The organism is Gallibacterium faecale (assembly GCF_027920745.1).
Lineage (GTDB): Bacteria > Pseudomonadota > Gammaproteobacteria > Enterobacterales > Pasteurellaceae > Gallibacterium > Gallibacterium faecale.
The window spans coordinates 13,412-32,481 of record NZ_JAQIBB010000034.1 but is presented as its reverse complement, the minus strand read 5'-3'; the positions used below and the strand labels follow the sequence as shown (position 1 = coordinate 32,481).

Here is a 19,070-nt window from a genome sequence, read left to right as displayed (position 1 = left end):
AATGAAACTATATAGTAAAAATCAACGACCATTAGATCTATCTCAACCACAAGTGATGGGGATCTTGAATGTTACTCCAGATTCTTTTTCAGACAGTGGGAAGTTTTTAGCGTTAGATAATGCGTTATATCATGCAGAAACAATGTTAAAACAAGGTGCAACTATAATTGATGTTGGCGGTGAATCAACACGTCCAATGGCAGATGAAGTGACACTAAATCAAGAGTTAGATCGTGTTATTCCGGTAGTGGAAGCGATTCGTCAACGTTTTGATTGTTGGATTTCAGTAGATACTTCAAAAGCAGAGGTGATGCGAGAGGCGGCCAAAGTCGGGATGGATCTAATTAATGATATTCGTGCATTGACCGAAGATGGCGCATTAGCAGCCGCAGTTGAGTTAGATTTACCTGTATGTTTAATGCATATGCAAGGACAGCCACGGACGATGCAGCATAACCCTGTATATCAAGATGTCGTCACAGAGGTATTAGATTGGTTGTTACAACGTGCGAAACAATGCGAACAAGCAGGAATTCGTCGTGAAAATGTGATTTTAGATATTGGATTTGGGTTTGGAAAAACGGTTGAACATAATTATCAATTATTAAATCATTTAACCCGTTTTGTTGAAACTGGCTATCCTGTATTGATTGGTTTATCACGTAAGTCGATGATCGGTAATATTTTAGATAAGCCTGTTGATCAACGTGTAATTGGTAGTGTGGCAGGTGCATTAATTGCAGTGATGAAAGGTGCGCAGATTGTTCGTGTGCATGATGTAGAGGCGACGGTCGATGCATTACGAATTTGGCAAGCCACAATTAAATAAGAGTAATTAAAAGCGATAATAAGTTGTAGTAGAATATCAGCCCATTATCGTTCCACAGAATAGAAAAGGAAAATTATATGGCAGAACGTAAATATTTTGGTACAGATGGTGTGCGTGGTCGTGTTGGTACTTCTCCAATTACGCCTGAATTTGCCTTGAAATTAGGTTGGGCAGCCGGAAAAGTGTTAGCAACACAAGGGTCTCGTAAGGTATTAATTGGTAAAGATACACGGATTTCTGGTTATATGTTGGAATCCGCATTGGAAGCAGGCTTAGCCGCAGCAGGGCTTTCAGCTGCGTTTGTTGGGCCAATGCCGACACCAGCGATTGCGTATTTAACGCGTACGTTTCGTGCTGAAGCAGGGATTGTGATTTCAGCTTCACATAACCCTTATTATGATAATGGGATTAAATTCTTTTCTGCCCACGGTACAAAATTACCTGATGAAGTAGAGCTGGCAATAGAGCAAATGTTGGATGAACCAATGACTTGTGTAGAATCTGCTGACTTAGGTAAAGCGAGCCGAATCAATGATGCTGCAGGACGTTATATTGAGTTCTGTAAGAGTACCTTCCCAGTTCATCTAAGTTTAGAAGGATTGAAAATTGTTGTTGATTGTGCAAATGGGGCGACTTATCACATTGCACCAAATGTAATGCGTGAGTTAGGGGCAACGGTGATTGAAATTGGTACTAAGCCAGATGGAATGAATATTAATGAACGTTGTGGTGCAACCGATGTGCGTGCGTTACAAGAAGTCGTTAAGCAAAGCAAAGCAGATGTTGGTTTAGCTTATGATGGTGATGGTGACCGTATTATGATGGTGGATCATTTAGGTAATAAAGTGGATGGTGACCAAATTCTATTTATTATTGCTCGTGAAGCTTTGCGTTCAGGAAAATTGTCTGGTGGTGTAGTTGGTACATTAATGAGCAATATGAGCTTAGAACTTGCCCTAAAAATGCTTGGTATTCCATTTGTTCGAGCTAAAGTTGGTGATCGCTATGTTTTAGAGCAAATGCTTGAACGTGGTTGGAAGTTGGGTGGCGAGAATTCAGGTCATATCATTATTTCAGATAAAAATACGACTGGGGATGGAATTATCGCTTCTTTACAAGTGCTTGCTGCGATGATTACTCACGGTATGTCATTAAATGAATTAGCCAGTGCAGTACAACTCTTCCCACAAGTGTTAATTAATGTACGTTTTGAAGGTGGGGCAAATCCGTTAGAAAGCGAAGCCGTCAAACAAGTGACAGCGGAAGTTGAGAAAAAATTACATGGTAAAGGTCGTGTATTACTAAGAAAATCAGGAACTGAGCCAGTAATTCGTGTGATGGTTGAGTGTGAAGATGAAGTATTAGCGCAACAATCGGCTGAGAAAATTGCAGAAATTGTAAAGAATAGTTAATTTTGGCGTAATGGACAATTTGGATGCTAAAAACTTCTGAAAAGCTTATCATGAAAGGCTTTTAGATAGGTCAAAGGCTTTGAATACAAAAAATGCTTTTTCTGTGGCTCAAATCGAGTCAAAAAGAATGGCACTCGCAACCATAAACAACGCTACAAATGTTCGGATTGTCATCGTCAATTTGACGGTGGCAATCGCATCAATTCTCACGAAATTTGGCTAGCCTACACACAAGGCAAGCAAACCATCAAGCAACTTGCCATTCGTTATCATTGCAACGAAAAGACCATCAGACGACACTTGGATAAAGTCCAAATTACACTTAAAACCCCGACATCAATCGCTGTTAATTTACTGATGGACACCACCTATTTCGGACGAGAATACGGCGTCATGGTTTTTGCAGACAGCCGAACGCAGCAAATACTTTTTATCAAAACAGTTGAATACGAAACCAATCAACACTACCTTATGGGTATTCAACACCTAAAATCACAGCATATTGAAATACAAAGTATTATCTGCGATGGACGACGTGGATTAACCACATTATTGTCTGATATTCCTGTACAACTTTGTCAATTCCACCAAGTACAATGCATCATCCACTACCTATCGCGTCATCCTAAAGATCCTGCACCACAAGCATTGTTAGCCCTCACATATCGAATGAAAAATTGTACAGAAAAAGATTTCAAACAAGGCTTGAAACAATGGTATCAACAACACAAAGAATATCTAAATGAACGTAGCATCAATTTAGAAACAGGTAAAATGTGGTATACCCATAAACGTCTGAGAACGGCTTATTTCAGTTTAAAACGAAATATACCGTTGTTATTTCAATTTGAGAAATATCCGGAATTAGACATTCCAAAAACCACAAATTACTTAGAAGGTCTGTTTGGAGATTTAAAGAACAAATTGAGATGCCATCAAGGGTTAAAGAAGGAACGTAAGATAAAGTTTATTCAGGATTATTTGATGAGTAAAAATGACTTTTAGCTTCCAAAATGTCCATTAGGAGGCTGTTTTATGATTGTAGCCTCCATTTTGTCCATTACTCCTTAATTTTATATATGAATTTTTATATAAATATAGTTATAATAAATTTAATTATTCAGTACAATCAAAGGACCTATCTATGAAATTAAATAAATTATTACTACCAGTAATTTTATCAACGGCACTAGCGGCTTGTGGTAATTTAAGTAAAGTGAGCAAAGAAGGGACTACTGATCAACCAGTATGGCCTAAAGTGGAAAAAAGTACCTTCAATAGCCATGGCACAGAAAGAGGTATGCAGCCAAATTGGGATAATGTTCACCAAATTAAAAAAGGTATGAATAAAGACCAAATTGTAGCATTGATTGGTCGTCCTCATTTCAATGAAGGATTATTTGGTGTTCGTGAATGGGATTATGTATTTAATTATTTGCAAAATGGTCAACGCAAAATATGCCAATTTAAGGTCTTATTTGATGAAAATCTAGATGCTCAGTCTTTATATTGGTTGCCAGAAGGATGTGGTAATAATCAATCAGGTCAAACTATTTCTCTTTCGAGTGATTTTCTTTTTGATTTTGACTCAAGTGAATTAAAACCAGAAAGCCGTGGGATGGTGGCTGAGTTAGCAAAAAAGTTGCCTAAAGATAAGAAAATTTCTGTTACTGGATATACAGATCGTTTAGGTTCTGAGAGCTATAACTTGGCACTTTCAAAAAAAAGAGCGGAAGTGGTGAAAGCTGAATTAGTAAAAAATGGGATTTCTGCTAAAAATATTAAAACTGAAGGATTGGGAAAGTCAGTGCAAATCGTGAGTTGTGATTCAGTGAGTGGTGATAAGTTGAAATCCTGTTTAGCTGAAAACCGCCGAGTGATCATTTCGACTAATTAATCAATAGCATATTGACTGTTACTGTTAATGAAAGGGCTTCGCGAAGCCCTTTCTTTTTGTATAACGTTTTCTTTTTATAGCCTCAAGTGTAAAATAAGTGCCTTTAGATTTCTTAAGATAATATTCAGATCTTGAGTAAAAATTAAATAATCTCAGATTTTATTCTATGAAAGAAAGTAAGGAATAGGGAAAAGTATGACATCAGCAAATAACTCTTATATTGAACAGGATGAGATGTTTAGCTTAGCTAAACTTTTTCAATATTATTGGCAGAAAAAATGGTGGATTGTTGTATCTGTTATTATTTTTACTGGTGCTTCTTATTTCTATGCAAACTCTATTAAATCTGAATGGAGTTCTTCGGCTGAAATATTGCCAGCAAATGCAATATCAGTAGAGAAATTATTAGATTTAAATCGACGTTATGCATTAATTAGCGGTGAAAAATTTGATGCTACTGGTGTGACAGCTGCACTATTTAATCAGTTGGTAACTAACACCTCTATTTATGATGTACGTAAAAATTATTTTGTAGAATCAGATTTATATAAATCATTAACAGCCCAACAAAGTGATACTGAAAAGAGAGCAATATTAGAAAAATTAATTAAAAGCATTAGTGTGGTTACACCTGATATGAATAAAAAAGGAAATAATATCACTGTAATTACCTCAGAAAATAAAGCATCAGCCGATACGCCATCAGCAAAATTGACTTTTATTGATAATAATGAACAACAGCTACAAAAAACATTAGATGAGTTTGTGCAATTTGCTAATCGAGTTACTTATCAACAAGCGATTGTTGAGTTTTTAATTAAAGTAGAACAGAAAATGATAGGATTAAAATTCCAACGCAAACAAATTGAAGAACAGTTGAAGTTGGAAAAACAAGAACAAATTCAATATTTACAATCCGCTTTAGCAGCAGCACAGTTAGTGGGTAATGGTTCAGATAAAGAAAATTTACATCTCAATATTACGTTAGATAGTGATAAAACCAATTTAGCAAGCCCATATCTTTATTTATTAGGCAGCCAAAATTTAGCAGCGCAGCTTGAAAATTTAAAACAGCAAAAATTTATTTATCCAGCAGCGTATTATGCAGCGAAGCAACAAATTGCTGAATTAGCAGAATTAGTTGATGATGCAGGAGCATTAAAAATTGATGCGTTTCAATATAAAACCTCACCAACTACACCATATAAGGTAAAACCACAAAAAGCACTTATTTTGGCGATTGGCTTTTTATTTGGTCTAATCTTATCTTGCTTACTTTTACTGTTTATCCGAGTATTAAAGAAAAAATAAGATGGGAAATGCAGTTAGCGATAAACTACTAAAAAATACCTTAATTTATAGTATTGGTAGTTTTGGTTCAAAAATACTTTCTTTTCTCTTATTGCCTCTATTTTCACTGTACCTATCCACAGTGGAAATGGGGCAATATGATCTGATTTTAACTTTTACTATGTTAGTTACGCCGGTGGTTACTCTACAATTATCGGATGCGATTTATCGTTGGTTAATTGCTGAAGATAGAATAACAGGAACAGAAGCAAAAGTGATTAGCAGTGCTTTGTTGATGTTTATGTTGGCGTGCTTGGTGATGTTACTGCTGGTAGTTGGTATTAATTATTTTTATCCACAACCTTATTTAGTAGAAACCTTAATCTTATTAGTCACTTCATCACTGTTTTATATCTTACAGCAAGCGTTGAGAGGGCTTGAATTAACTCAAAAATTTGCCTTGTCAGGGATTCTCTATTCATTTTTATTGTTGTTGTTTTCAGTGATTGGATTATGGTTACTTAGTGATAAATTATTTGCTGTATTAATCGGTATGATTGCTGCCAATTTGGTGGTGGTTTTAATTATTCTATTTCGTTGGCAAGTTTCGGCATATCTCTCTTGGTCGAGCATTGATCGTCAATTATTAAAACCCATGCTTATGTACGCATTACCGCTTGTGCCTAATGCTGTAAGCTGGTGGCTAATGACGATGGCGAATAAATATATTATCTTTCAACAAATTGATACAGCTGCGAATGGAATTTATGCGGTTTCTTCTCGCTTGCCAAGTATTTTAATGATTGTTTTCTCGTTATTTTTATTAGCTTGGCAGGATGTCATTTTAAAAAATGATAATGGGGATTATCGTCAAGTAACGACAGAAACGTTTGCCCAATTATCTAAATTTATGTTCTCGATTGGCTTAATTTTTATCAGTATCAGTGAGCCATTAATTCATTATCTTTTTGCTAAACAGTTTTATTCTGCGTGGCAATATATGCCTTTATTAGTATTGGCAACGGTATTTACTTCATTTTGTGCGTTTTTAGGAACAGCTTATCAACAAAAGAAAAATACGCTTAAAATTTTGACTACAACCTTATTAGGTGCAGTGATTAATATTGTGATAAGCTTTTGTCTAATGGCAAAAATTGGTTTATTTGCCGCAGCATTAGGGACATTAGTCAGCTTTATTATTGTCTTTTTAATTCGTCAGCAAGATGTGAAATCTTTTTATCCAGTACAGCTTAGCTGGAAATCTTTTTGGTTTCCTTTTGGGCTGAGTCTTGTTTATTGCTATTTAGTTAATCTAAATCAGCTTACTATTAATTTTGTCTTACTTGCGATTGCGTTGGTGATGTTCTTTATTTTCAATCAACGTTTAGTAGGTAAAGTTTGGAAAAAAATAACAGAGAGAGTTTTATGATCAATCCAAATAGACCGCAATTATCTCGTTTAAGCGACCTTATTTATGATCGTCTTGATCCATTAATTGATAATGATTATGTGCTATTAGATATTCCTGATCATCAGAATATTGGCGACCAAGCTATTTGGGCAGGGGAAGTCGCTTATTTATCACGTTTACCCTATAAATTAAAATATGCAGCACCTTATTATAATGTTGATCTTAATAAAATTGAGAAAGATGACATTATTCTATTTCATGGTGGTGGTAATTTTGGCGATGTTTGGGATGTATGCCAAAAATTACGTGAGCGTGTCATTAGTCAATGCCCAAATAATAAAGTGATTGTATTCCCACAAACTGTTTATTTCCAATCACAAGAAGCATTAGAAAAAAGTGCGGAAATTTTCAATGCACATGGGAATGTAACGATTTGTGCTAGAGATCAGGTTTCTTATGGCCTATTAAATAAATATTTCACTAAATGTCAGATTTTATTATTACCGGATATGGCATTTTGTTTAAATTTAGATAGCTTCATTTCAGGCGAAAAGACAGGTAAAACATTATTTGTAAAACGTACAGATAAAGAGTTGAATACAGCTGCGGATTACCATGAAGTTGCCGAATTAGAAAATGTGACTGTTTCTGACTGGCCGAGTTTTGAGAAAGAATTTAAACAACTGATCAAATATAATCCAAATTTTGCTAATTTCTCGTTTAGAGAGTTTTTATTCCGTGCGGCGAATCGTTTACCAATCTTAATGCCGTTATATGTGCAGCCATTAGAAAAAATTGAAAATCGTCGTGATTTTTATATGGAATTGGGGATTAACTTCTTAAATCGCTTTGATCAGATTTATACCACACGTTTGCACTGTTTTATCCTTGGGATCTTATTAGGAAAAAAAGTGTATATCTATGATAACTCGTATGGGAAAAATGCCTCTTTTTATCAAACCTGGCTACAAGATTTTAATCAATGTCATTTATTAAATGAGTCAAAATGATGAAAAATGATGTTTTAGTTTCAGTCATTATTCCTTGCTATAACGGCGAGCAATATATTGAAGCAGCAGTACAGTCAATTTTGCAACAAAGTTACCATCATTTAGAAGTGTTAGTGGTGAATGATGGTTCAACAGATAAGTCAGCAGAAATTTTATTGCAATTAGCGCAAGAAGATTTACGCGTTCGTTATATTGAAAATGAACAGAATCTTGGCTTAATCGCTACTTTAAATAAAGCAATTCAATTAGCGCAGGGGAAATACATTGCTCGAATGGATGCAGATGATATTGCATTACCCGATCGGATTGAAAAGCAGGTGACTTTTTTAGAACAACATCCGCAAGTGGCTGTGGTTGGCGGGGCGATTGAAACTTTTGGTGAGAATGTTGAAAAACAAACATTAGTTTTGCCGCAAGAGGATATGGCAATTAAAACCCACCTCTTTTTAGCTTCAGCATTCCATCATCCAACAGTGATGTTTAACCTTAACGTGTTAAACCCAGAAGATCTTGTTTATCAGCAACAATATTATCGAGCAGAAGACTATGGTCTTTGGGTACATCTATTATGCAAAGGTTATAAATTTGCCAATTTAGCGGATGTGGTACTGCGCTATCGTATTTTGCCAAATAGTGAAACAAGATTATTAGCGAAGAATTTAGCGTTAAAAAATGAGGTATTACGCAAAATTCACCACTATTTATTCACGCATTTAAACTTAAAACTGACGGACGAAGAGATTACCCAATATTCCTTGTCGATTAACCGTGCCAATATTAGTGCATTAAAATTAGGCAAATTATGCAAAATCTATCGCCAAGTTGGGAGAGTACCTTACCCAGTTAAAGGAATTCTTTTTATGCGTTGGCTGAAATTAGTTGGGCTTAAATGGTTAAAAAAATAGTATCTTGTCAGGAAAATCCTCACTAATCACACTACCATGAAGAAATTTATATTTTATTGTTTAGTTTTTACTTGGTTATTTAACATCAAATATAATTTCATTCCTTTGCACCCGTCGGTGACAATGGGGGTGATTGGTGCAGGACTACTATTGCGTGATTATTTGCGTAAGCAATGGATGGCTTATCAAATTGCTCCACTTAGTTTAATGGTGATCCCATTTATCCTGTCTATCTTTCCCGCAAAATTAATCAATCCTGCTGGTATGGAAATTGCTTATGTGATTCAAAATGGAATTACACCAGTTATTTATTTGTTTGCGGCTTATTTTCTATATCGCTTTGCTGTTGTGGTATATGGCAATGTAGATTATCAACGTTTATCTGGGATTTGGATTAATGTTGTCGTGATTCAATCTGTACTCACTTTGTGTGTAAATCTATTGCCATTTATGCAGGATTTATTGCTGTTCCTAGTACGGTATAGCGAGGGAAGAGGGTTAATTGTTGCTTCATTAGAACAAGGAAATCGTTTTATTGGCTTTGGTACCCAATTTTTTGGTTCTGGTATCATTTATGCCCTTACAATTATTCTGTTAGCGTTTCGCTTAGCTCAACAACGGATAGGATTACCTTTTATTCGTGATTTGGTGTTACTCGCGTTTATTAGCTTAGTTGGGCTGTTATTAGCCCGAACGGTGTTAGTTGGTATTGCGATTGGTGCGGTTATTTTCTGCTATCAGCGCTATTTTACTGATTATTATCGTTTAGCCTGGTTCTGTTTTTTACTTATTCCAACCGCATTGTTGTTATTACTGATTTTTTTATATGCAGTATTAAACAATTTATTGGGGATAGATTTACTCCATTCAAAGCTATTTTATTTTGCAGCAGAACTCTTTATCAATCTTTTCTCTGGTGCTGGATTAGAAACAGAATCAACAGATATTTTGTTAGAAATGTATCAGATTTTACCAACGACATTAGCTACTTGGTTGATTGGTGATGGATTCTATTTAGCACAAAATAGCCTAGATGGTCTGTATTATATGGGTACCGATGTTGGCTATTTGCGAATTATTTTTGCGGTAGGGCTAGTTGGATTAATTGTGAATTTAATGACTCATAGTTATTTAACTGCAAAAATTATGGCATTAAAATCGCAACGTGCATTACTCTATTTTGCGCTATTAACACTTTATGTTATTCTCTTGATTAAAGGGATGATTAGTTTTATTGCTTTATTGGGCTATTTTTATCTAGCTGAGTTGGCAGAGGTCAAAAATGCAAACGAAAGAGCCTAAAATTCATATTTTATATTTATGTGGTATTGCGGTACATGGTGGTGTTGGTAGCTATCTAACAAGCGTTGCACAACACTTTCCACAAGATAAATATGTATTGCATATTACTTATTATACTGCACAACGCTTTGAGGAGTTCGAAGCGGCGATTTTAGCCCGTAATCATCACGTCGTGTTTCATCATTTACCGGCATTTTCGATAAAAAATTTATTAACGGGTAAATTATGGCAAGCAACAAAGAAATTATATCAGCAGTATCATTTTGATTTGGTACACGCACATAACCCTTATTTGTCGTTTATCCATTTTTATTTTGCTAAACAGCATAATATTCAAGGTCGAATTTTACATTCACACAGTAGTCAGCCATCAGGCAGCAAAATTAAAGCGCAGATTAATCGCTTGTTTTATCAATTAACCAAGTTATTTGTGACAGATCGTATTGCGTGTAGCCGTGTAGCAGGGGAGTTCTTATTTAAAAATTCACCTTATCAAATTATTTATAATGCGATTGCTTGTGATCGTTTTGCTTTTAATCCGCAACAACGTCAGCAATTACGTGAACAGTTTCAATTAGATGAAAATACGATTGTTTTAGGACATGTTGGTAATTTTGAGCCAGTAAAAAATCATCAGTTTTTATTACAGCTATTGGAAAAGTTAGCGCAGCAATCGCAATCATATAAGCTTTTTTTGATTGGGGTAGGACCACTACAAGCGGAATATCAGCAATGGGTAGCTGAACATCAATTACAAAATCAAGTAATTTTCCTTGGATATCGCAAAGATGTGCCGCAGTTATTGAATTTATTTGATATTTTTTTATTGCCTTCTTTGTTTGAAGGGTTTCCACTTTCAACGTTGGAATCGCAGTGTAATGGCTTGCCAACGTTAGTAAGTAATACAGTAACAGATGAAGTAGCCATAACAGATTTGGTTAATTTTCATCCAATTAATCAAACTGTTGAACCTTGGGTGAGTGCAATTCAACAAACGATACGCAATGCACAACGTGAAAGTTATGCGGACAAAATGCGTGAACAAGGATTTAGTATTGATCAACATATTCAACAGTTAATTGATTGTTATCAGCAAGTTTTACAGCGTCAAAAGCAATAAGGAACGCCACAATGAATTTTTCTGTATTAATGTCGTTATATTTCAAAGAGAAGCCAGAATATTTAACGCAATGTTTTGCAAGTTTAGCTGCGCAAACCGTACCAGCAACTGAAATTGTGTTGGTTTATGATGGTCCGATTCCACAACCATTACAAGATTGTGTTGCTGAGTGGCAATCACGTTTACCACTAAAAATTGTACCTTTACCTGAAAATGTTGGTTTGGGGAAAGCCTTAAATGCTGGCTTAGCAGAATGTAGTTATGAATGGGTGTTCCGAATGGACACCGATGATCTGTGTGTGGAAGATCGTTTTGCTAAACAAGTGGCATATATTGAAGCTCATCCAGAAGTTTCTATGGTGGGTGGGCAAATTGAAGAGTTTGATACGGATAATCCAGAAGTCAAATCAATTCGCCGTGTGCCAATTGAAGATAACGAGATCAAAAAAATGGCACCTATGCGTAGCCCATTTAATCATATGGCATTAGCCTATAAAAAATCCGCCATTCAGGCAGTCGGTGGCTATCAGCATCACCTCTTTTTAGAAGATTACAATTTATGGCTGCGTTTTCTAAGTGCAGGCAATATTACGCATAATTTACCTGATATTTTAATCAAGATGCGTGCTGGACAAGGTATGTATAACCGTCGTCGTGGTCTGCAATATTTCAAAAGTGAATGGAAATTAGCCAAATTAAAAATAAAGTTAGGCATACAAAATCCAATAAGTGCCTTAATTGTATTTCTCATTCGTGCTACCACGCGGATTTTACCGGGTAAAGTTTTAGGCAAAGTGTATAAATTATTGCGTAAGTTATAAGGAACAAAGATGAAACGTATTGCATTAATTCCTGTGCGAGCAACAGAACAAGCTGATTTACCAAATAAAAATGTATTAATGTTAGAGGGTAAATTAGTCGCAGGTTATACCATTGAAGCGGCACTTAACAGTCACTGTTTTGATAAAGTGGTGGTAATGACAGATAAACTTGAATATCAAGATGCCCTAAGTCGTTATGCAATCGATATTCAATTATGTGAAACAGCACAGTTAGCGACACCAGAAACATTAATCCGTTGTTGGCAAACAGAAGATCCATTAGCCGATGAATATCAATATTGTGCAATTTTAGCACCAGAAGCGCCGTTACGATCAGCCACCCATATTCAGCAAAGTTGCCAATATTTTGAACAAACACAGGCAGATTATTTAATTTCAACGGATGCTAAAGGCAATCAGAATGACGCAATTTTTATAGCAAATTTAGCTGATCGTTTAACTTCTGCAACGACAGTGCAGTATAAATTAGATAAAGAAGCAGCATTATGGATTGAAGATAGTTTTGAATATGAATTAGTCAAAGCAATTTTGCAATTAAGAGTGCGTTATCAAACTTCATTACTGAATGTACAGCGTCGTATTAAAGAAAAATCAGCAGATTTTGCGTCGACAAAAGAGATTACGTTAATTGGTCATTCACTCTGGGATTATTGGGATATTGATTGTTTAAATAATACGCCAGTTAATAACCTCGGGATTGGTGGGATTACAACGCAACAATATGTGGAATTGATTTTACAACCACAATTAGTAAAAGGCTTAGGTAACTATACTTTAATTTTCTTAGGCATTAATGAAATGTGTCGACCAGGCTGGCGAGCAGAAGATACATTGTATTGGTTGGATCAAACAATTTCTTACTTAAAACAAATCAATCCAGCAACTAAACTCTATTTAATGGAAGTGAGTTATATGGCGTTTAAGCGTGAATGTAGTAATGCTGAAATTGATCAATTCAACCATCAATTACGCCAACATTTTGCAAATCAAGAGATCACATTGTTATCGCCAAATACAGTCTTGCAAGATGGTTATCGTAAGTTAAATTTAGACTTCACTGATGATGGCTTACATTTTAACCAAGCAGGTTATGCGCAAATTACAACATTATTAACTCAAGCGCTATTTAGCTAGATAGGATAAGGAATGAGATATTTAAAACTGCCTGTAAAGTTGTTTCTGTTTGCAATAGGCCTATTTGCTGTTTTACGGCTATTATTTGTTATAACTTATTCAGAATATTTTATTGATGATTTAAGTATTGGACAGTTATTGCAGGCATTTTTTTATGGTATTCGTTTTGATCTTAATGTCACCACAATATTTTTAGCACCGATTCTCTTGATCTGTGCGTTACCTTTTCGTTTCATTTATCGGGCTAAATTACAAAAAATTTTAGCGTATTTAGCGTTAATTGTTTTTGTTGCCTTTAGTGTCATTTCATTAGTGGATTTAACCTACTTTGGTGAAGTTTATCGTCATCTGGGACGGGAAGTGACTGTGATCGGAGAGGATATCTCCTTTATTTTTGAGTTAGCGTTTGGTTCTCGCTTGTTACATACTGTTTTAGGTTGCTTATTTTTGTTATTGGTTATTAGTAGTTTTTATTACTGGATTATCAAACCGCTTTCTAAAACTCAGATACAAACAAAATTACCTTCTTTGCCAATACGTCTCGTTTCTAGTCTATTCTTTGTGGTTTGTTGTGTTTGGTTGGCGCGAGGAATGATTATTCAAGGTCGCCCAATTAGTTATGCAGATGCGTTTGAAAATACTGCTTCAATTAATCAAGCCAATCTTATTTTAAATACGCCATTTGTGGTGATGAAACAAATTAGATCACGAGAAGAGTTTAAACCATTAAATCTACTGAATGCAGAGGAGAAAAAGTTAGCTTTACCAAATGCAGAAGAGCAATTTAAATTTCAATCAGTAGTAGCCCCAACGAGAAAGAATATTGTGCTTATTCTTTTAGAGAGTTGGAGTTATAAATATATTGATGGGTTAGCACATCGAGGTTATCACGTTACGCCATTTATGGATCAGTTGATTACCCAATCTCAAACATGGGATCACTATTACGCAGCAGGAAAGCGCAGCATTATTGGTATCCAAGCAATTTTATCTTCAGTTCCCGCTTTAAGTAATCACCCAACGTTAGGCTTTGGATTAGAGCTTAACCATCTTAGTCAGATTGGTAAGATTCTTAATGAACGGGATTATCGAACCATTATGATGCAAACTTCTAATCGCCGCTCATTTAATGTGAATAGTATTGCGAGTGTATTAGGTTTCCAAGAGTATTATGGCAAAGAGGATGTGCCAATTATTAAAGAGTATCCTCAAGCGCCGCCACATTTTGGATGGGATTATGACAGTTTGCAATTTTTGTTAGGAAAAATTAATCAGACTCCAGTTGATCAACCTTTTTTTGCATTTTTATTTACTGGTACAACACATGAACCGTTTGCGGATGCAGGAAAAGAGTTTCATATCTATCCGCATGATCCTCGCAGTGAACAAGGGTTTTTAAATGCGTTACGTTATTCTGATTGGTCATTAGAACAATTTATGCAAGCAGCGCAGAAACAACCTTGGTATCAGAATACAATCTTTATTTTTTCAGCGGATCATACATTGAATTCATTACCATCAGAAAATTTAGATGAGCAGTTTCATATTCCGTTGGTCATTTTTGCACCAGATGGCAGTTTACCGCCACAGCGATTGCAGCAATATGCTTCACAGTATGATGTATTGCCAACCATAATGGATTTACTTGGCATTCAAACGCCAATTTCAACATTTGGGCAATCATTAGTTCACCCAGTGAATACAAAACCAGCATTATTAGTCGGTAATGCACAGGTATTGGGAATGATTAGTCAATTAGGGAATGCAACTTTTATTGGTCAAAAACAGATAACCATTTCTGATCAAGGGGAAGCATTACAACAACAAATTTGGCGCTTTAAACAGCGAGTAACCTTGGCAGATCAACTATTGGATAAAAATCAATGGGTTGAGGAAGAGGATCAGAATAGATGACAGAAAAAACACTAACAGCAAATGTAGATCAACAAGAGCTGGCAAAATTTGAAAAAATGGCAGCTACTTGGTGGGATTTAAATGGTGATTTTAAACCGATTCATCAGCTTAACCCATTGCGGGTTAATTACATTTTGCAGCATACGGGTGGTTTAGCGGGCAAAAAAGTATTAGACGTTGGTTGTGGTGGCGGTATTTTATCGGAAAGCTTGGCTAAAGTAGGTGGCAAAGTAACTGGAATTGATATGAGTTCTGAACCGCTTGCAGTTGCACGTCAACACGCCAGTGAAAGCCAATTACAGATTGATTATCAAAAAATTACTATCGAAGAGTTTTTGCATCATCAGCAGCAAACAGGTGCAGAAAAATTTGATGTGATTACTTGTATGGAAATGTTAGAGCATGTTCCTGATCCGCTTTCCATTATTCGCAGCTGCCAGCAGTTATTAAAACCGAATGGGGTATTATTTCTATCAACTATCAACCGAACATTAAAGGCTTGGGCGTTGGTGGTGATTGGTGCGGAATATGTATTGAAACTATTACCGCAAGGAACGCATGATTACGAGAAATTTATTAAGCCAGCCGAGTTATTAGGTTATTGTGATCAAGTAGGATTGGTTTGTGAACAGTTAAAAGGCTATCACTATAATCCAATTACAGGCAATTTCTGGCTGAATAATGATGTAAGTGCGAATTACTGGGGTGTATTTAAACAAGAGAATAGGTAAGAACACAGATGTTATGTGCAATTTATAAAAGTCATAAAAAAGAGGGAATGTATCTCTATATTGAAAAACATGACAACTTTTCTAATGTACCAGAAGCCTTGCTTAATCTCTTTGGTAAACCACAATTTGTGATGTTATTTAATTTATTAGGGCCGAAAAAATTGGCGCAATTAGATAATCAGACGGTATTAGCACAAATTAAACAGCAGGGTTTCTATTTACAGATGCCGCCACCACCAGAGAATTTATTAGAGAGTTTTAAGAACAATAAAATATAGTTTAGTGTGATTAGTGTAGTAAAAAGATGTTAAAAAAAGCAATTTTAAGTTTAGGAGCATTACTCTTAGTTGGATGTAGTAGTTCGCCTTCTACACCGACCAATGTTGGTGATATTAATTTCAATTATCCACATAGTAGAACACCAGCAAATTTTAATCATTATGTGGATTATTTACGGCAACAAGCAGTGACACAAGGGGTGGATCCAACTGTAGTTTATTCACAACAAAATATTCAATTTGTAGAACGTTCTATTGAATTGGATCAACAACAAGCAGGCCGTAAGCGTTCTAGCTCAACGCCTCCTCAAGTCAATCCGAATGGGGTAACGAATTACCTGAATCGGGTTTTAACTAATACGAAAGTTGCATTAGCGATTCGTTATTTTGCAGAACAACGTCAAGAAGTGGAAACTGCCAGCCAACGTTTTGGGGTTCAACCACAATATTTGGTTGCGTTATGGGGTATGGAAAGCAGTTTTGGCCGTTATCAAGGAAATTTTGATGTGTTATCTGTGTTAGCGACCTTAGCGTTTGAAGGACGCCGGGAATCGTTATTTGCGAATGAATTTATTAAAGCGTTAAGGATTATTGATCGCGGCCATATAGAACGGGAAAAAATGAAAGGATCTTGGGCTGGTGCAATGGGGCAAACGCAATTTATGCCAAGTTCTTACCTAAGTTATGCGAAAGATGGTGATAACGATGGAATCGCCGATATTTGGCAAAACTATTATGACGCATTTGCCTCTATTGCAAATTATTTAGCAACTGTGGGTTGGAATAATCAATTACCTTGGGGTGTTGAAGTACAATTATCAGGTTGGTTAGATCCAAATATGGCTGGTACAGAAAACAATAAGGCACGTTCAGTTGCGGATTGGCAGCGATTAGGCGTGTTATTGCCACAAGATGCATTTTCACAACGTGCTATCTCTCAATTACAACGCACTAGAGTGTGGTTAGTGTTACCAAATGGTTTGGCGGGTAGAGCATTTTTAGTTTCTCAAAACTTTAAAACCATTATGGATTGGAATAAATCTTACTATTTTGCGATTAGTATTGGTAAATTTGCTGACCAAATTGCACAGGGTGCGGAGCTACAGAATTAGTTCAGTTTTCTCTAAAGATAATATTGGAGACTAAAACAAGAAAAGGTATGTAGATTTTACTACATACCATCTCAAGAGAATTAACGAGTAGAAAGTTGGAAAATCATAGTTTCAGCTTGGCAGCAGAAAGTAAAACTTGCATTAAGTTGATAACCACCATCTACCGCCACAATTTCACTGGTAATTTCACAAGGATCGCTTTCAGCTGCACGTGCTTTTTCGGTTAAATAAGCTAATGCTTCTTTGGCTTGTTCTTCAGTTGCATAAACTTGGCTAAAGTTTACGCCACAATCTTCATTATCAATTACCGTACCAACATCAACGCAGCAGCATACTTTCGCTTCTTCTGCTTTGCATTTCATTTGACTCATAAATAGCTCCATTTCAAAAAAAGATATAAAAAAACAAATTTATTTTAACACGAGAGCGTAAGAAAACCGTGAAGAGTTAAGTAATTTTGATCTATATCAAAAGTAAACCATAGGTACTGGTCTAATCACTGTATAAATAGCCATAAATTGTATTGAGTTAATTAATAAAGTTCCCTAATATGCGAACTTTAAAAAAACATTGTTAATAACTACAAGGAATAACTAAAATGCGTTTACTTTCCAAAACTCTACTTGCAAGTTTAGTGGCTGTTGCATCGCAAGGTGCTTTTGCTTCTGCATTCCAACTACACGAAACTTCAACTTCTGGTTTAGGCCGTGCTTATGCTGGGGATGCTGCGATTGCAGATGATGCTTCAGTGGTTGCTTCTAATCCAGCGTTGATGACTTTCTTTAAACGCCCAGAAATCTCTGTTGGTGGAATTTATGTAAATCCGAATATTGATTTAACAGGAACATTTGGTTCAGTGGACGCAGGGCATAAGAACATTGCAACTAAGGAATTAGTTCCTTACATTTATACTGTCTATCCAATTAATGATCGTTTTTCTGTGGGTGGTGGAGTAAACGTTAATTATGGTTTAGCAACAGAATTTGACAATGGTTACAATGCGGGACCATTTGCAGGTAAAACCGACTTAACTACGTTAAATTTCAATTTAAGCGGAGCGTACCGTATAACTAATAATTTTAGTATTGGTGCAGGGTTAAATGCGGTATATGCAGATGCAGTTGTTGAACGTCGTTTGGGGGCAGTATCACTAACTAATCCTGTATTTTCCGCACTTGGTTTAAATAATTCTACTTTATGGCATAAGTTAGAAGGTGATGTTTGGGGTTATGGTTGGAATGTTGGTGCGGTATATGAATTTAATGAAAATAACCGTATTGGTGTAGCATATCATTCACATGTATCACTTGATTTTGATGGAAAATATACTACTGATATTCCTACAGCCTTATGGCCTGCATTAAATATTAAAGGTGGTAATGGGGATGGTTCATTAACATTACCTTTACCAGCGTATTGGGAAGTGGCAGGTTATCACCGTGTATTACCAAAATTTGCCGTTACTTATAGTGTAAAACGTACAGAATGGAGCCGTTTCCAAGAATTATATGCACATCGTGGCGGACAAGGATTATTTCAAAAAGATGAAAACTTTAGTGATACTACCCGTATTGCACTTGGTTTTATCTATGATGTGGATGATAAATTAACCTTACGTGCGGGTGTAGCTCATGATGAAAGTGCAGTATCTAAAGGCTACCATTCTATTTCAATCCCAGATACCGATCGTACTTGGTACACTTTAGGGGCAACTTATCGCTTTACACCAAATCTTTCTGTAGATGCAGGTTTTGCCTTTATTAAAGGTAAAAATCTTACCTTTACTGAATCACAAAATGGGATAAGCGGTACATTTGATTCTAAATCAACCGCAACGCTTTACGGCTTAGGTTTAAATTACCGCTTCTAATTAATATTATTTA

General features: G+C 35.8%; 17 protein-coding genes and 1 pseudogene. 17 read left to right on the top strand and 1 reads right to left on the bottom strand.

What is annotated here, in order from left to right:
- Nucleotide 1: 1 nt before the first annotated feature.
- The 16 genes and pseudogenes from folP to PF272_RS02220 all read left to right on the top strand — a co-directional run bounded on the left by folP (nt 2) and on the right by PF272_RS02220 (nt 17,187).
- Nucleotides 2–829 (top strand): dihydropteroate synthase, encoded by an 828-nt coding sequence (gene folP / locus PF272_RS02295; protein ID WP_271141460.1) that lies wholly within the window; start codon nt 2–4, stop codon nt 827–829.
- A gap of 77 nt (nt 830–906) precedes the next feature.
- Complete coding sequence (gene glmM, locus PF272_RS02290) at nt 907–2,241, top strand: phosphoglucosamine mutase (RefSeq protein ID WP_271141459.1); 1,335 nt, start codon at nt 907–909, stop codon at nt 2,239–2,241.
- A 102-nt stretch (nt 2,242–2,343) separates the two neighbouring features.
- Nucleotides 2,344–3,246 (top strand): annotated as a pseudogene (locus PF272_RS02285) (IS256 family transposase, variant Zn-binding type); the annotation flags it as partial.
- A gap of 139 nt (nt 3,247–3,385) precedes the next feature.
- Complete coding sequence (locus PF272_RS02280) at nt 3,386–4,138, top strand: OmpA family protein (protein WP_271141457.1); 753 nt, start codon at nt 3,386–3,388, stop codon at nt 4,136–4,138.
- A 195-nt stretch (nt 4,139–4,333) separates the two neighbouring features.
- Nucleotides 4,334–5,449 (top strand): LPS O-antigen chain length determinant protein WzzB, encoded by a 1,116-nt coding sequence (locus PF272_RS02275; RefSeq protein ID WP_271141456.1) that lies wholly within the window; start codon nt 4,334–4,336, stop codon nt 5,447–5,449.
- Between the two features lies 1 nt (nt 5,450).
- A complete protein-coding gene (locus PF272_RS02270; protein ID WP_271141455.1) occupies nt 5,451–6,857 on the top strand; it encodes an oligosaccharide flippase family protein in 1,407 nt (468 codons plus the stop codon).
- The gene (locus PF272_RS02265) at nt 6,854–7,849 is read left to right on the top strand and encodes a polysaccharide pyruvyl transferase family protein (protein ID WP_065239568.1); all 996 of its coding nucleotides are present in this window, start codon (nt 6,854–6,856) and stop codon (nt 7,847–7,849) included. Before PF272_RS02270 ends, PF272_RS02265 begins: the two co-directional genes overlap by 4 nt.
- The gene (locus tag PF272_RS02260; protein WP_271141454.1) at nt 7,846–8,754 is read left to right on the top strand and encodes a glycosyltransferase family 2 protein; all 909 of its coding nucleotides are present in this window, start codon (nt 7,846–7,848) and stop codon (nt 8,752–8,754) included. The genes PF272_RS02265 and PF272_RS02260 overlap by 4 nt, the downstream gene beginning before the upstream one ends.
- A 36-nt stretch (nt 8,755–8,790) precedes the next feature.
- Complete coding sequence (locus tag PF272_RS02255) at nt 8,791–10,056, top strand: hypothetical protein (RefSeq protein WP_271141453.1); 1,266 nt, start codon at nt 8,791–8,793, stop codon at nt 10,054–10,056.
- Complete coding sequence (locus PF272_RS02250) at nt 10,037–11,176, top strand: glycosyltransferase (RefSeq protein ID WP_271141452.1); 1,140 nt, start codon at nt 10,037–10,039, stop codon at nt 11,174–11,176. Before PF272_RS02255 ends, PF272_RS02250 begins: the two co-directional genes overlap by 20 nt.
- 11 nt (nt 11,177–11,187) lie before the next feature.
- Nucleotides 11,188–11,997: a glycosyltransferase family 2 protein gene (locus PF272_RS02245; protein WP_065238106.1), complete on the top strand. Its 810-nt coding sequence runs from the start codon at nt 11,188–11,190 to the stop codon at nt 11,995–11,997.
- Nucleotides 11,998–12,006: 9 nt separating this feature from the next.
- Nucleotides 12,007–13,152 (top strand): GDSL-type esterase/lipase family protein, encoded by a 1,146-nt coding sequence (locus PF272_RS02240; protein ID WP_271141451.1) that lies wholly within the window; start codon nt 12,007–12,009, stop codon nt 13,150–13,152.
- Nucleotides 13,153–13,164: 12 nt separating this feature from the next.
- Nucleotides 13,165–15,066, top strand: a complete 1,902-nt coding sequence (locus PF272_RS02235) for an LTA synthase family protein (protein WP_271141450.1) — start codon at nt 13,165–13,167, stop codon at nt 15,064–15,066.
- Nucleotides 15,063–15,797 carry a bifunctional 2-polyprenyl-6-hydroxyphenol methylase/3-demethylubiquinol 3-O-methyltransferase UbiG gene (gene ubiG / locus PF272_RS02230; protein ID WP_271141449.1) on the top strand — a complete coding sequence of 245 codons (735 nt, stop codon included), beginning with the start codon at nt 15,063–15,065 and terminating at the stop codon, nt 15,795–15,797. The genes PF272_RS02235 and ubiG overlap by 4 nt, the downstream gene beginning before the upstream one ends.
- Before the next feature lie 8 nt (nt 15,798–15,805).
- Nucleotides 15,806–16,075 carry a YcgL domain-containing protein gene (locus PF272_RS02225; RefSeq protein ID WP_271141448.1) on the top strand — a complete coding sequence of 90 codons (270 nt, stop codon included), beginning with the start codon at nt 15,806–15,808 and terminating at the stop codon, nt 16,073–16,075.
- A 26-nt stretch (nt 16,076–16,101) separates the two neighbouring features.
- Nucleotides 16,102–17,187 carry a lytic murein transglycosylase gene (locus PF272_RS02220; protein ID WP_271141447.1) on the top strand — a complete coding sequence of 362 codons (1,086 nt, stop codon included), beginning with the start codon at nt 16,102–16,104 and terminating at the stop codon, nt 17,185–17,187.
- An 80-nt stretch (nt 17,188–17,267) separates the two neighbouring features.
- On the opposite strand, the gene PF272_RS02215 is transcribed toward PF272_RS02220, so the two are convergent.
- Nucleotides 17,268–17,558 (bottom strand): YfcZ/YiiS family protein, encoded by a 291-nt coding sequence (locus tag PF272_RS02215; RefSeq protein ID WP_065234222.1) that lies wholly within the window; start codon nt 17,556–17,558, stop codon nt 17,268–17,270.
- A gap of 218 nt (nt 17,559–17,776) precedes the next feature.
- On the opposite strand from PF272_RS02215, the gene PF272_RS02210 reads away from it, so the two are divergent.
- Nucleotides 17,777–19,057, top strand: a complete 1,281-nt coding sequence (locus tag PF272_RS02210; protein WP_413789414.1) for a porin — start codon at nt 17,777–17,779, stop codon at nt 19,055–19,057.
- Nucleotides 19,058–19,070 lie beyond the last annotated feature (13 nt).